This is a genomic window from Chryseobacterium sp. MA9 (assembly GCF_024399315.1).
In the GTDB taxonomy this organism is placed as follows: Bacteria; Bacteroidota; Bacteroidia; order Flavobacteriales; family Weeksellaceae; genus Chryseobacterium.
In genome coordinates this window covers 3,962,044-3,977,266 of the sequence record NZ_CP075170.1, presented here as the reverse complement: position 1 = coordinate 3,977,266, position 15,223 = coordinate 3,962,044, and the positions used below count along the sequence as shown (strand labels likewise).

General features: G+C 37.2%; 8 protein-coding genes and 2 rRNA genes. 1 reads left to right on the top strand and 9 read right to left on the bottom strand.

Annotated features, from left to right (window positions below; translation table 11 throughout):
• Positions 1-4: 4 nt before the first annotated feature.
• Entirely contained in the window at positions 5-817 is an 813-nt protein-coding gene (locus KIK00_RS18135; RefSeq protein WP_255813723.1) for a hypothetical protein, read from the bottom strand.
• Positions 818-823: 6 nt separating this feature from the next.
• Positions 824-1,570 (bottom strand): hypothetical protein, encoded by a 747-nt coding sequence (locus KIK00_RS18130; protein WP_255813722.1) that lies wholly within the window; start codon positions 1,568-1,570, stop codon positions 824-826.
• Between the two features lie 183 nt (positions 1,571-1,753).
• Between KIK00_RS18130 and KIK00_RS18125 the strand changes: the two genes are divergently transcribed.
• Positions 1,754-4,894 (top strand): exodeoxyribonuclease V subunit beta, encoded by a 3,141-nt coding sequence (locus KIK00_RS18125; RefSeq protein WP_255813721.1) that lies wholly within the window; start codon positions 1,754-1,756, stop codon positions 4,892-4,894.
• Positions 4,895-5,014: 120 nt separating this feature from the next.
• Here KIK00_RS18125 and KIK00_RS18120 read toward each other — a convergent pair whose 3' ends face one another.
• The 7 genes from KIK00_RS18120 to KIK00_RS18090 all read right to left on the bottom strand — a co-directional run bounded on the left by KIK00_RS18120 (position 5,015) and on the right by KIK00_RS18090 (position 15,205).
• The gene (locus KIK00_RS18120; RefSeq protein WP_047374012.1) at positions 5,015-5,524 is read right to left on the bottom strand and encodes a ferritin; all 510 of its coding nucleotides are present in this window, start codon (positions 5,522-5,524) and stop codon (positions 5,015-5,017) included.
• Between the two features lie 127 nt (positions 5,525-5,651).
• Positions 5,652-6,101, bottom strand: a complete 450-nt coding sequence (locus KIK00_RS18115; RefSeq protein ID WP_255813720.1) for a hypothetical protein — start codon at positions 6,099-6,101, stop codon at positions 5,652-5,654.
• Between the two features lie 186 nt (positions 6,102-6,287).
• Positions 6,288-7,295 (bottom strand): hypothetical protein, encoded by a 1,008-nt coding sequence (locus tag KIK00_RS18110; protein ID WP_255813719.1) that lies wholly within the window; start codon positions 7,293-7,295, stop codon positions 6,288-6,290.
• Between the two features lie 139 nt (positions 7,296-7,434).
• Positions 7,435-10,089 (bottom strand): 4-alpha-glucanotransferase, encoded by a 2,655-nt coding sequence (locus KIK00_RS18105; protein WP_255813718.1) that lies wholly within the window; start codon positions 10,087-10,089, stop codon positions 7,435-7,437.
• Between the two features lie 126 nt (positions 10,090-10,215).
• The gene (locus KIK00_RS18100; RefSeq protein WP_255813717.1) at positions 10,216-11,382 is read right to left on the bottom strand and encodes a T9SS type A sorting domain-containing protein; all 1,167 of its coding nucleotides are present in this window, start codon (positions 11,380-11,382) and stop codon (positions 10,216-10,218) included.
• An 802-nt stretch (positions 11,383-12,184) separates the two neighbouring features.
• A 5S ribosomal RNA gene (gene rrf, locus KIK00_RS18095) occupies positions 12,185-12,292 on the bottom strand.
• Between the two features lie 155 nt (positions 12,293-12,447).
• A 23S ribosomal RNA gene (locus KIK00_RS18090) occupies positions 12,448-15,205 on the bottom strand.
• Positions 15,206-15,223 lie beyond the last annotated feature (18 nt).

Genomic DNA, 15,223 nt, shown 5'->3' with positions numbered 1-15,223 from the left:
AAAGTTATTCTTTAGTTCCTTCCAGTTTATTTGTTTTACTGTACTCTCCAAAGGCGATTTTAAGCTCATATTCTACCACACTTATCTGAAAATCCTTTCTGTATCTTTTTGCCAGTGAACGTGTTTTTTCCGCATAAAGAAGAAAAGCATCAATCTGTTCTTCATTCATTCCGTATTTTTTCAGAAAACTCAGATTGACCTGATTTTTTACTCTCTTAAGGAAATCCTGGGTTTCATTGTAATTCGCTTTGGTAATTTTTGGTTTTGTTGCTTTCTTTACCAAGCCTGATACAGCATTAAATACGCCAAACAGGTTTACCTGCCCCGCATTGTAATCATGTCCTGTAAAAGTTTTTGAAATGGTATTAGTAGGCAAAGGCTGATTAAGCGGACTTTTCATATACTCCTCCATATCAGATTTCAAAGACTGAAGCTTTCTGGATTCATTCAAATGCTGATTATCTTTCACTAAATTTCCTGTAGGTTTATAGGTAATTTTCACTTCAGGAATCTGGATTTCCATTCTTTTGAGAATGATATTCAATGGAGAATTCATCTCTTCTCCGGTAATCTTCTTATCAACACGGTAGTACCCTTCTCTGACAAATCTGATCTCGTCATTTTCTTTTGCTTCAATTTCAAATTTCCCGGACATATCACTTAGAATACTTTTGCCTTCTGAAATATTGACAATGAGTATGGGAGTTAAATCCAGTTCGTTCCCTGTGATCACTTTTCCTGATATTTTTTGCTGCGCCCACAATCCTGAAGCGATACAAAACAGCATCAGGAATAGAATCTTTCTGATATACTTCATCTCCATCTATTTTTGAGTTTGTGGAGCACGATAGGATGAAATTCTTGTCAGAACAAAACTTTGAAACCTGTTCAGATCTGCATCACTACAGAATCCGTATTTCAGTATTTTTTTTCTCTCGAAGCCACCTGCAAAAACATAGTAAATAAAATGGTCTATCAGAGGTTTTTCTATCTTAAGATTGGTAAAATAGTCATCTCCAAGACTTGCTCTGATATATTGCATCAAATCTACATCATCCCATTTGTTTTTCACTTTTCCAATAGAGAATCCCTGCCCTTTTGGCTGTACAAATTCCCCCGGTTTGGCTGCCAATATTCTTGGATCAGATTTCTGAGCAATATACCGATCTAGGTCTTTGATCAGTTTTTCAACCTTTTTAGGTTTGTTATAGAGTTTTGAATCTATTTTCAGGTTTCCGGTAAGCCCTTGCTTCACTTCCACTTCAGGAATTTGAATGGTTTGCCGAACAAGGCTTATATTCATAGGAGACTGTATATTTTCCTGAGAAACTTTTCTCATCAGCCGTTCGTACCCTGCTTTTATAAAACGTAATTCATCCCCTTGTCTTCCGGAAATCATAAAATGACCGTCACTGTTTGAAACTACTATTTCATTAGTCCGGATGTTGATTACATTCACATCCTGCATTTCAGCACCATCTTCAGTAGTAATCTTTCCGAATATATAACTTTGGGCATGGGTATGGATAAAAAAAATAAAGGATAAAAAAAAGAATAGTTTGAGTTTCACTGGCTGTTTTTTATAAAGCAAAGCTAAAATTATTTTTAATTTATACCATAAGTTTAACCACAGTTAACGCGTTTTAATATTTCTTTTTGATTTTTGCCTTTACAAACTGTTAAATAGCCCAATTAAATTGTTAAAATTTCTTTTAAATTTTAGCTAACTTGCAGTCTCAATTCTCTTTTTACAATGCAAAATTCTTACACAGTCATCAATGCTTCTGCCGGATCCGGGAAAACATATGCCCTGGTACAAAGGCTTCTGATGATCTGTCTCCGCTATCCTAATCAACAGCAGTCGATCAGGAATATTCTCGCTTTGACTTTTACCAATAAAGCAGCAAACGAGATGAAGGAAAGAATTTTATCATGGTTAGGAAATTTCTCTTCTAAAGATTATGTAGAGAATACGGATCTGAAAAATATCCAGAAAGCTTTTGAAGAAGAAGGGCTAAAAATTACAATTGATGAACTTCATCACCGTTCTAAGAAGCTACTGGATTATGTTCTCCACAATTATTCCACATTGAATATAGGAACCATTGACCGTTTTAATTCAAGGCTGGTAAGAAGCTTTTCTTATGAATTGGGATTGGCTAAAAATTTTAATCTTGAAATTGAAGCTGAACCCTTTTTGATAGAAGCGGTTGATAAAATGCTGGACCAGATCGGGGAAAATGAAACAATTTCCAATTCTTTCATGGATTATGTAGATTATAGTCTTGAAAATAATGAAAGAATCAATCTTAACAAAAACCTTTATGATTCGGCAAAAGAATTTGTAAAGGATATTCACTATGAACATCTGAAAAGCAATAAAAGTTTTGATGATGCAAATTATGAGAATATAAAGAATACCCTTCGTAAAGAAATTGTTCTCAATAAAAAACAGTCTGCAGAACTTGCGGCCAGTTCTATTGAATTATTCAAATCCAGAAATATTGATATTGAGGATTTTGCTCAGGGCAAAAACGGAATCGGAGGTTTCTTTACGAAGGTCATAGATTTTTACCAACAGAAAAGAACAGGTTTTCCTTTTCCTACCACTCAGGAAGAATCTGTCATCAACAATTACAGAAAAGGAGCATCATCCAAGTCAAAGCATAAAGAGTCTGAGATTTTTGAGATTCTTGACCAACTTCTTGATAACAGAATGAAACTCATTCTTCTGTACATTGAGACTCAAAAGAAAGAGAAAGTTTTGTCTGCTCTTCTTCCCTTAAAGGTAAATAAGGATATTCAGGATGAGCTTCAAAAAATTGAGGAGGAAAATGATCTTGTTCTTCTTTCTAAATTTAATATTCTGATCAATGAAAATCTTAAGAATGAACCTTCCGCTTTTATCTATGAAAAGGTAGGATCACAATTTCAACATTATTTCTTTGATGAGTTTCAGGATACATCAGAACTGCAGTGGCAGAATTTTGTTCCGCTGAGAGATCATAGTGTTTCTACGGAAAATACTTCATTTACATTGGTAGGTGATCCCAAGCAGAGCATTTATAGATTCCGTGGTGGAGAGAGTAAACTGATGCTGGATATTATCAACAAAAAGGAATTCTCACCTAAGGAAGCTGATCTTTTGGTATTAAAGGACAACTGGAGAAGTGCAAAAAATATTGTACAGTTCAACAATGAGCTGTATCGTTTCCATTCTGAAGGGCTTTTGGAAGAGCATAAAAATATTTTTGGGGAAGATGCTGAGCAAAGCCCAAAATCAAAGATTGACGGACGGGTAAAGGTGAACCTGATTGACAATCTTACCAATGAGGAGTTTTACAATGATACTTCAGAAAGAATGCGGAAAGACATCCAGGAATGCCTGGATAATGGTTTTAAGTTTTCTGATATCACTATCCTTTGTCGTGGAAATTTTGATATTTTCAGTTACTCTCAAAAACTGGGAAATTTAAAAGTTAAATATCACGGTGAGGAAACAAATATTAAAACGATTTCCGATAAAGGTCTTACACTGGAACTTTCCAATACGTTAAAAGCTGTCATTGAATTTCTGCGATGGGAACTTAATCCTAAAAATAAACATTGTCTGATCATGATGATGTATCATCTGAATACCTTGGGGAAAATTCAAATGCCGGATTTCACTTTAAACATGAAAGAAATTCTGGATATTGAAGGCCATGAAGAGATACTTCAGTTTATTCAGGAGAAATATTCACTGCAGCTTAAGCAGGATAATTTTCCGAGGTTTAATCTGTATAATTTCATAGAATATTACATCAACGAATTTTCTGTTAAAAACAAGGAAACTGATTTTTTACTGAACTTTCTGGAAATGCTTTTCAACTTTACCCAGAATGCGGGTGCCAGTACGAAAGAATTTTTAAAATATTGGGATGAAGAAGCTTCTTCCTACACCATTCAGGCTTCAGAAAATATTGATGCAATCCAGATCATGACCATCCATAAATCTAAAGGGCTGGAATTCCCTATTGTTTTTATTCCTATGATTAATAAAAACCGGGACAGCGAATTTACCAACTGGTTTGATACGAATGAGAATGAAGCTTTAAAATCCGTCAATATCAATCAGTTTAATAAGAACCTGGAAGTTTATGACGAGGAAATTTTGTTTTTCAACACCAAAAACTCTTATAAAAATATGATTGACAGGCTTTGCCTGCAATATGTGGCTACAACAAGACCTGTTGAACAGCTGTTTTTCTATCTTCAGAAAGCCAATAAGACTTCAAATAATCTTGAGCTTCTTGAATTCCTTCAAACAAAAAATCCGGAACAGGCTGATGAGTTTGATGTGTATGAAGTGAATCCTGAAATGCTGAAAAAATACTCGAAAGATAAAAGTTCATCTTTTAAAACACAGAATATTCAGGATCTTAAGAATGTTAATGAAAAAAGTACTTCTATCAAGATTGCTACTCCATCTAAAAACTATCAGGTAAGAAATGAAAAGGTAAGAATCGGGCTTTTTGTACATGAGCTTTTATCAAAGATCAATAGTGAAAAGGATATTTCAAAAGTGTTGGAAGGATATGCTTTGGAAGGTCAAATCACTTTGGAGGAAAAAAATGAAATACAGCTCACTTTAGAGGAGATCGTAAAAACTTATGCGGAATTTTTTGATGAAAAATGGGAAGTGATTAACGAAAAAGATATTATGATTTCTGAAAATGGGGAAAGTCATATCTTCAGACCTGACCGTATTTTAAAAGGTGAAGAGGGTTATATCATTGTTGATTTTAAGACTGGTGAACAGAAAGCCAAAGATGAGGCCCAGGTAGAAGGCTATAAAAATATTCTTGAGCGTCTAGGTAAAAAGGTTCTTAAAACTCAGATTATTTATCTGTAGATTTTCTAATCCTGCGTTACCACAAGGTTTAATTCTTTCGATTTTAATAGATTTTCAGATAAAAAAATAAAAACCGCTATCTCATTGGATAGCGGTTTTATATTTTTAGAAGTTTCAGTCTTAAGCTGTTGTAGCAGGAACAAATACTCTCTGAGATAATTCCTGGTCAAAAAGGTATAGTGCTGATGGATTATCACATACCATTTTGATTTTCGTAACATATTGAGAAGCGCTGGCTTCTTCTTCTACCTGTTCGTTAATAAACCACTGCAGGAATGACGTTGTTGCAAAATCTCCTTCATCGTTTGCATTTTTTACAATATTGAAAATACTTTTAGTTACTATTTTCTCATGTGCTAATGCTTTCTCAAAAATATCTGTTGCATTTTCGAACTCATGTGGAGGTTTTGGAATTTCTCCGATGATAATTTCCCCGCCTACATCGTTCAAATAATCAAACATTTTATCTGCATGCATCAATTCTTCCTTGCTCTGTACTCTAAAGTAGTTGGCAATTCCATCCAGATCTTTTCCAGAAAACCATGCAGACATTGAAAGATAATATTGAGCGGCGTATTGTTCGTGGGCAATTTGTTCGTTAATTAATTTTGCAATTTTTTCGCTAACCATAAGTATTAAATTTATAGTCAAAAATAGGGAATAAAAGCCCGAAATCAAAAGTTTTAAAGAAAATTAATACAAAAAGGATGGAAAAATATCCATCCTTAACACATTAAAAAACTAAAATTACAGGCTGTTATTTTACGTCAGCAGCTCCTGTATTCATCGGCTTTTTCATCATTCTTCTTTCTTTCATTGCCATCTTCATTTTTTCTGCTTTTGCTTTTCTGTCAGCCTGCCATTTATCATATTGTTCAGGGTTTAGAATTTTCTTCATGTCAGCATCCATTTGTGCTCTTTTGGCCATCATCTCCTGCATCTTAGCTTGTCTGTCTCCTTTATTTTTCTCGAACTCAGCTTTCCTTTCAGCGTTTCTTTTGTCCTGAAGGTCTTTTATCTGAGCTACCTGCGACTGGTTCAGATTAAGGTCTTTTTGCATTTCTGCAAGACGTTCCTGTTGTTTTTGTTCCATTCTCTGCTTCATTTCAACGGCTCTTGCCTGTCTGTCCTGTGGAGTTGTAGTTTGTTGTGCCATTGCAAAACTTCCCATTCCGATAAATGCTATTGCTAAAACTAATTTTTTCATCTTTTTAAAATTTAATTAATTGTTATTTTGTTGTTATACCTTTTTGATTATTAATTAAAACATAAGTTAAATTAACAAATTCATAAATAATGTTAAATTTTAATAAAAATAAATCAATAAACAAACAAAAAAAGGACAGATTATAAAAACCTGCCCTTCACACCACTTAAATATAATATATGAAAATTAATTCTTTACTAAGCAACCTCTAAAGCCTCCATTATTACCACGGTTGTGTTGGCTTGGAGCAGAACTTTCAGATCTTTGTCTGGAGCCACCGCCATTTCCTCTGAATCCGCCGTTATCTTCTCTTTTAGGAGTTTCTCTTCTCACTTCACTGTTTCCTCTGAAGCCGCCTCCGTTATTGTTTCTGAAACCTCCATTATTATCAGCATTTCCTCTGGTTCCGCCATTATCAGAATTCCCTCTGAATCCACCACTGTTATTACTTCTGAAACCTCCATTATTGTCAGTGTTTCCTCTGTTTCCTCCATTGCTATTTCTAAAGCCTCCGTTGTTATCACGGATGCCACCTGAGTTTTCTGAGCTTCTCGTATTTTTGAAACCATTTCCACCTCTGTTGTCTCTTCTGACAATATCAAAAGTTGGATTATCCATCCTACGGAATCTTGATCTGTCTACCCTGTAAATATTGATATTGATATTTCTATATCTTGGCATTACAGTATATCTCGGTACATAATATGATCTTCTGTAATTCTGGAAATATACAATAGGACTTGAACCTCTGTAATAGTTATTTTGAAAAACAACAAATACTCTTGGTCCTAAAATTCTTTCCAATGCGTAAAACCTGTCATAATACCATCTGTCTGGATTATATCTGTAGAAATTATCCCATGCTGTAAAACTTGCATACAGATTATTAAGCCTCATAATCTGATCCACCTGCCAGCGATTTAATCTGTTCTGTACGAAAAATCCGTTCCAGTCAATATTAATGATACTTCCTCTGTAGTCGTTATAATAGCTCTGATAATAATCACTTGGATAATAATCCTGAGGATAATTATAATAATAATCATCAGGGAAATAATTTCTGTCATCTTCATCGCTGTAATAACCATCTCCATTCTGATAATAACCATCATCACCCCAACCATTGTTCGGATACTGCTGAGCTGACGTCAAAACGCCCAACCCAAAAGCTAATCCTAAAAATATTTTTTTCATCTCTATAGTCGTTAATTGGTTAATATATAGCAGAATATCTTAATTCTATCTTTTTGATACAAATAAAAAAAAGAAGTTAAATCTTAAGATCAAACTTCTTTTAAATTATTTGTAACTAATTGAAAATCAATTGTTAAATTTACATTCTACCACTATCTTTTATCCAAAAAGCAATCTTTTCATTGAAAGATTCTTTCTTTTTAAGGTCTTCTAGCTTTATGTGCATTCTGTAGCGCCAATAATGTGGAAAAACTGCAGGATTATTAATTCTTTCATTGTCAATTTTCTTATTGGTAAGCTCAGCATCTGTTGCCAGAAATTCCTGAATCGGGAAAATAGCCAGCATAGCATCGTTATATAGATGCTGCTTCATAATAATCTCCGCAAGATGAGGATTCAGATCTGCAGGGGCTTTGCCATACTGTATGAGCTGCTGGTTGAAATATTTTTGTGTAAGAGCAGGATCTTCTTTCCACCATTGTCTCAAGGTTGAGCTGTCGTGTGAAGATGCTGTCACTACATTCATATAGTTTGCATGTTTAGGATTATAGAACGGAATATTTTCAGAAGGCATTCTTTGTACTTTAAGTGCTATAATGGCAAGCTCATCCATCACAACCGGTACACAGGCAGGAACCATTCCCAAGTCTTCTCCGCAGATCAGCATTTTGGTAGCGTTTAGGATAACGGGAAGTTTTTCCATTGCTTTTTCAGACCAAAGATGATCCTGTCTTCTGAAGAAATAATCGTGATACAGATCATAAATACTCTTCTGCTCCAATTCCGGAAGATGTTTGTAAGATTCTGTATTGTATACATTAAACCTTGGATGATAAACTGTTTTCCCGTTTTTCTCTTCTGTTAAAAACAAAACATTGGCACAAAGTGAAATTAATTGCTCTTCAAGCGGGCCATATGATTTTTTCTTAAAGAAATTAACCAGTTTTCTCTGGGTATCAAATTCTTCTTTGAAGAAATAGGTTCCGTCTGCATTACGGTTCATAAATTCGAGGGCTTTTCCGCTATCTTTTCCAAAATAATCCCATAAGATCTGATTGTTGATAAAAGGTTTACAATACCTGTCAAAATTAAACGGAATCTGCCATGCCTTAAATTCCTCCGCTACAATAGGAACAGCCGGATAAAAGTACCCTAAAATTCCTTGTACGGCTGAAACTGGCATTCTCCATATTCTGAAGAAACCAAGAATATGGTCAATCCTCATTGCATCAAAATACTGTTCCAACGCTTTGAACCTGTTTTTCCACCATCTATAATCATCTGCTTTCATAGCTTCCCAATTGTAAGTCGGGAATTCCCAGTTCTGTCCCAGTTCTGTAAACTGATCAGGAGGTGCTCCTGCCTGAAAATCCATCCCGAATAATTCCGGTTCTGTCCAGGCTTCTACGGAAAATCTGTAAATTCCAATCGGAAGATCTCCCTTCAACGAAATTCCCAGGTTATGGGCATAATCAACCGCATCTTTCAGCTGCACATGCAATTGATATTGTACCCAGGCATGAAGCATTGAGATATCATAATCTTTATTTTTCGTTGTAAAAAACTGTAAGATTTTTCCTGCAATATATTTTTTATGAGTTTTCCACTCGGTGAAATTGGGTGTTTTATATTTGTCCCTCAATACACAGAATGCAGAATAAGGAACAAGCCAATGTTCATTATCTTTGATGAATTTTTTAAAGTTTCTGTCTTTATAAATTTTATCTTTTTCTGCATAGAAAACGGCTGTAAGATATTTCCATTTACCTTCGATCATTCTTTCATAATCGATCAAATCCAGAGCGTTTAAATTCTCTTTTTCATCTGAATACGACTCAACTAATTCTTTAGGTAAAGAATAATCAAGCTTTTCTATAGAGATATATTGTGGATGCAGAGCATAGACAGATACCGCGGCATAAGGATAAGAATCAGTCCAGGAATAATTCGCTGTTGTATCATTGATCGGAAGAATCTGAATAATACCAAGATTCGTTTCTTTTGTCCAATCTGCTAATTTTTTAATGTCTGCAAATTCTCCTACACCGAAACCGTCTTCGCTTCTCAAAGAGAATACGGGAACAGCAACTCCGGCATCATGATACATCTGATATCCTTTAAATCTAAAATAATGATTGGAAACAATCTGCAGAACATCACTTAATGGATTAGCAACCGTAAATCTGTTCTCTCCCGTTTCTACATCAATGACTCTATTTTCTTTGGTATTATAAATACAGTATTTGAATTGGATAAATTCATTTTCCGGAATTTCTACAGAAGCTTCCCACATTCCGAAATCTGTCTGATACAGATGAATAACTTTTTCATAGCTCCAGTTTCCTAAAGATTCCGTACTTCCAAAGAGTACAATCCTCCAATCCGGATTATAAATAGGAGCTTCTATTCTGAATAAATGGGTATGTTTTTTTAAAACTGTTATTTTTTCGGGAACAAAATCATGCAGCTTATTGTAAAGAATCTTGTTGTTTAAATAGTTTTCAGGAAAATTTTTGTTATTCCATTCGTCAAAAACTATAAACTCCTTATAATTATGGGGAAAACTAAGATGATGCGGAACAAATTCCTCTCTTAATACATGGCCTTTCTCATTGACTACCCGGTATTGATATGAAATCGATTTTGAGAAATTGTCAACTTCACATTTCCACAATCCATTCTCAGCATAAAACATAGTATGGATATGTACTGCAGCTCCTCCCTCTTCTCCAATTACCAACTGCAAATTTTCTCCAGCCTTTACAATATATCCTACATTAAAGTATAGTTTCATCTATATTTTTTTATAAAAATACATTTTAATATTGAAAAATAAAACTTATTAAATATCAAATAATCATTAAAAAACCTTCTCAAATTGATTTGAAAAGGTCTTCCTATTTTTCATTATATTTTGTAATTATCTTGTTACGAGAATCTTCTTATTAAATATTGCTTTTCCGGATTCATCAGTAATATTTACAATATAAGCTCCACTCACCAATCCTTTAAGATATACTTTCTCATCCAGTGAAGCATCTTTTACAGATAGATCCTGAATCATCACATTCTTCCCTGACATATCGAAGATATTCAGTTTAATATTACCTTTCAGATTCTTATTAACATGAACGTAAATATAGTGCTCATCTACCTTTGTTGGATAAATATCCAGATTAGCTGCCATAGCATTGATACCGGAAGCCTTATCATTCACAAAATATTTACTTGCCAAATCATAAATATGCAATCCCTGTTCTCCCGGAAGCTGTTTTGCCTGTAAAGTTGTAAGGTCTACCTCATATAAGGCAGCACCTTTTGCACTTGCAATCACCGCTTTTCCTTGAGCATTTACAGCGGATCCATTAACAGAGTAATTCTCTGGAATCCCAGTGATTTTACCAACAAATTTAGCTTTTAGATCTTTTGTCAGAACCTTGAAAACATTTCCTGAAGCTGCGAAAACATAGAAGTTATTATCTGCATCAGCTATCATATCTCCACCAAACCCCGTTTCCATAGCTGTAAATGAATTTCTACCGTTAGATGGATCGTCCTTGATAATCCCAAGATCATTTACCACATATTGGCCACCATTTTTACTAATTTCCAAAAACTGTGTTCCGGCATTATTCACAGCATAAATATTACCATTATACCCTGTTGCCATTCTTGTAATATGAGAATTGATATCACACGAGGATACTCTTGCAACAGTATTTTCTACCAATGTAATCTCTTTAGTCTGTGGGTTTAAAACATAGATATTAGAAGAAAACATAGGCATATACACCAAATTGTTATTCGAAGAATCATAGGCAAGGGCAGCCAAAGTTGTTGCTTGAGAATTACTGTAAGTGTTTTTATCTTCAGCTACAATACCTCTTCTAGTCTGGGAAAATACTTTTGTTGAAGAATCGGCTGTAAAGACTTTTTCTCCGGAAGTTCCATTAGCTGCATCAATTGTGCGAAAATCATTGAAAGTAATACTCTGAGTCTCTTTTCCAGCAATCGCAAAGAAATCTTGCTGTGCTTGTGCATTCACACCGAATAACAATAAAAATAGAGGGAATAAATGTTTTTTCATAATATATATTTTTAGATTCGTAATCATTTTGATATTACTAAGTTACACAATTTTCAAACTAAAAAACAAAAATCCCGGATATTTGAATAAATTTGATGATAAATTAATGAATACACAGCTCTTATCAGTCATTACTTCCTCCTGCTTAATTAATTTATAAAAATAATTAATGCGATTAATTATAAATGATAATATAGGAGTAATAAGTGACTCATGATCTATTCTATTTCAGGAGCCTTCTCCCGCTATCCATTCATACTCCTCACGCCAGCGCTCTCCCGAGCTCCAACCACCTGCTCTCCCACACATGCTGCGGGGTAACCATTACTATCGGGGCTATAAGGAAGAGAATTATGAATGATAAGTTATGAATTAGGAGATCTGGATTTCAGGCTGCAAATGATCAACTTTGATTATTCTACATTTATGATATTCCATAGGTACGGGCTTTAGCCAAAACTTATGATTTGATGAGTTCTTAGAAAAGATAAAATACGGTTCCTGGATTGTATAGATATAGATTCGGAGTAAGAAGTTGGGGATAATAAACGGTAATAGTGACAGCAAAGAGGTATCAGCTAGTAAGATGAAGAATGGTTAATGAGAATGGATAATCAGTAACGGGCAATAATAGCGATCTATTTACATATTGATGATTGCTTATTATCTATTACTTATTGCTCATCATTTATCTGTAAGTTGGGCTGGGTTGGGTCGAACTGGGCTTAGCCGGATAGGTGGGGTTATACAACAAAAAAAAATCCTTTATCATAAGATAAAGGATTTTTAAAAATAAAATAAAAACTGGCGGCGGCCTACTCTCCCGCTTTCGCAGTACCATCGGCGCTGGTGGGCTTAACTTCTGTGTTCGGAATGGGAACAGGTGAGCCCCACCGCTAAAACCACCCTAAAGAAGGTATATAGCATCTGGCTTTTTGCTCATTGCTTTTGGCTTTTTGCCAATCGCTAACTGCTAGTTGCCAATTGCGTTTTTAAGCGATAAAAACTTTCACAAAGACAAAACCTTCAATGCACATAAAGCACCTGGTTTATATAGTAACCATAGACTATAAATCTACGGGTAATTAGTACTACTCGGCTATGACATTACTGTCTTTACACCTGTAGCCTATCAACGTCGTCATCTCCAACGACCCTTAAAAGATGTCTCATCTTGAGGCGAGTTTCGCACTTATATGCTTTCAGTGCTTATCTCTTCCAAACGTAGCTACTCAGCGGTGCACCTGGCGGTACAACTGATACACCAGAGGTTTGTTCAATTCGGTCCTCTCGTACTAGAATCAAGCCCTCTCAAACATCTAACGCCCGCAATAGATAGAGACCGAACTGTCTCACGACGTTCTGAACCCAGCTCGCGTGCCACTTTAATGGGCGAACAGCCCAACCCTTGGGACCTTCTCCAGCCCCAGGATGTGACGAGCCGACATCGAGGTGCCGAACCTCCCCGTCGATGTGAGCTCTTGGGGGAGACTAGCCTGTTATCCCCGGAGTACCTTTTATCCTATGAGCGATGGCCCTTCCATACGGAACCACCGGATCACTATGTCCTGCTTTCGCACCTGATCGACTTGTAGGTCTCACAGTCAAGCACCCTTATGCCATTACACTCTACGCACGGTTACCAAGCGTGCTGAGGGTACCTTTGAAAGCCTCCGTTACTCTTTTGGAGGCGACCACCCCAGTCAAACTACCCACCACGCAATGTCCTTCTAAAAGAAGTTAGGCTCCAAGTAAGTAAAGGGTGGTATTTCAACGTTGGCTCCACCTACACTAGCGTGCAAGCTTCAAAGCCTCCCACCTATCCTACACATTACTTACTCAAAGTCAATACGAAGTTATAGTAAAGGTTCACAGGGTCTTTTCGTCCCATTGCGGGTAATCGGCATCTTCACCGATACTACAATTTCACCGAGCTCGTGGCTGAGACAGTGCCCAGATCGTTACACCATTCGTGCAGGTCGGAACTTACCCGACAAGGAATTTCGCTACCTTAGGACCGTTATAGTTACGGCCGCCGTTTACTGGGGCTTCAGTTAATGCCTTCGGTTTAACCCTAAGCACCTTCCTTAACCTTCCAGCACCGGGCAGGTGTCAGACCCTATACAGCATCTTTCGATTTAGCAGAGTCCTGTGTTTTTGATAAACAGTCGCCTGGGCCTCTTCACTGCGGCCACCATTGCTGATGGCGTCTCTTCTTCCGAAGTTACGAGACTATTTTGCCTAGTTCCTTAGCCACGACTCACTCGAGCACCTTAGGATTCTCTCCTCGACCACCTGTGTCGGTTTTGGTACGGGTTGCTTCACTTCGGCTTTTCTTGGATCAGATTACACTACAGCAGCTTCGCCCGAAGGCTAGGCCTTGACTATTCCGTCAGTCTTTAGCAGCTACATCCAACCGTCCCCTTTTTAGTGTGAGCAAGTATGGGAATATTAACCCATTGTCCATCCACTACCCCTTTCGGGTTCGCGTTAGGTCCCGACTAACCCTCAGCTGATTAGCATGGCTGAGGAAGCCTTGGTCTTTCGGTGAGCAGGTTTCTCGCCTGCTTTATCGTTACTTATGCCTACATTTTCTTTTCTATCCGCTCCACAATACCTCACGATACTGCTTCGGCGCAAATAGAATGCTCTCCTACCAGATATATCTAAAATATAAATCCATAGCTTCGGTAATATGTTTATGCCCGATTATTATCCATGCCGGACCGCTCGACTAGTGAGCTGTTACGCACTCTTTAAATGAATGGCTGCTTCCAAGCCAACATCCTAGCTGTCAATGCAGTCCAACCGCGTTGTTTCAACTTAACATATATTTTGGGACCTTAGCTGTTGGTCTGGGTTCTTTCCCTCTCGGACATGGACCTTAGCACCCATGCCCTCACTGCCGTAGAACATTTATTAGCATTCGGAGTTTGTCAGGAATTGGTAGGCGATGAAACCCCCGCATCCAATCAGTAGCTCTACCTCTAATAAACTTATATACGACGCTGCACCTAAATGCATTTCGGAGAGTACGAGCTATCTCCCAGTTTGATTGGCCTTTCACCCCTACCCACAGGTCATCCGAAGACTTTTCAACGTCAACCGGTTCGGTCCTCCACTCTGTGTTACCAGAGCTTCAACCTGCCCATGGGTAGATCACAAGGTTTCGCGTCTAATCCTACTAACTATGCGCCCTATTCAGACTCGCTTTCGCTCCGGCTCCGGTACTTAATACCTTAACCTCGCTAGTAAAATTAACTCGTAGGCTCATTATGCAAAAGGCACGCCGTCACAGCTTAATGCTGCTCCGACCGCTTGTAGGCGTACGGTTTCAGGTTCTATTTCACCCTTCTATTCGAAGTGCTTTTCACCTTTCCTTCACAGTACTTGTTCACTATCGGTCTTTCAGGAGTATTTAGCCTTGGAGGATGGTCCCCCCATATTCAGACAGGATTTCACGTGTCCCGCCCTACTCATTTATCACTCAAATATGCCTTTCATATACGGGGCTATCACCCTCTACGGCCGTTCTTTCCAGAACATTCTATTAAACATATATCAGCTTTTGGGCTAATCCGCTTTCGCTCGCCACTACTTACGGAATCTCTTCGATTTCTTTTCCTCCGGGTACTTAGATGTTTCAGTTCTCCGGGTTTGCTTCCCCTAAGGGATGACTGGTCTTCAACCAGACGGGTTGCCCCATTCGGACATCTGCGGATCAATTCGTGTGTGCCAATCCCCGCAGCTTTTCGCAGCTTACCACGTCCTTCTTCGCCTCTGAAAGCCTAGGCATCCGCCATACGCCCTTAACGATTTCTTTCCTATTGGTTACTCAAGC

Bases quoted from the DNA above. Each gene is read 5' to 3' on its own strand.
- KIK00_RS18135 (WP_255813723.1), bottom strand. From the start codon at position 817: ATGAAGTATATCAGAAAGATTCTATTCCTGATGCTGTTTTGTATCGCT.
- KIK00_RS18125 (WP_255813721.1), top strand. From the start codon at position 1,754: ATGCAAAATTCTTACACAGTCATCAATGCTTCTGCCGGATCCGGGAAA.
- KIK00_RS18120 (WP_047374012.1), bottom strand. From the start codon at position 5,524: ATGGTTAGCGAAAAAATTGCAAAATTAATTAACGAACAAATTGCCCAC.
- KIK00_RS18115 (WP_255813720.1), bottom strand. From the start codon at position 6,101: ATGAAAAAATTAGTTTTAGCAATAGCATTTATCGGAATGGGAAGTTTT.
- KIK00_RS18110 (WP_255813719.1), bottom strand. From the start codon at position 7,295: ATGAAAAAAATATTTTTAGGATTAGCTTTTGGGTTGGGCGTTTTGACG.
- KIK00_RS18105 (WP_255813718.1), bottom strand. From the start codon at position 10,089: ATGAAACTATACTTTAATGTAGGATATATTGTAAAGGCTGGAGAAAAT.
- KIK00_RS18100 (WP_255813717.1), bottom strand. From the start codon at position 11,382: ATGAAAAAACATTTATTCCCTCTATTTTTATTGTTATTCGGTGTGAAT.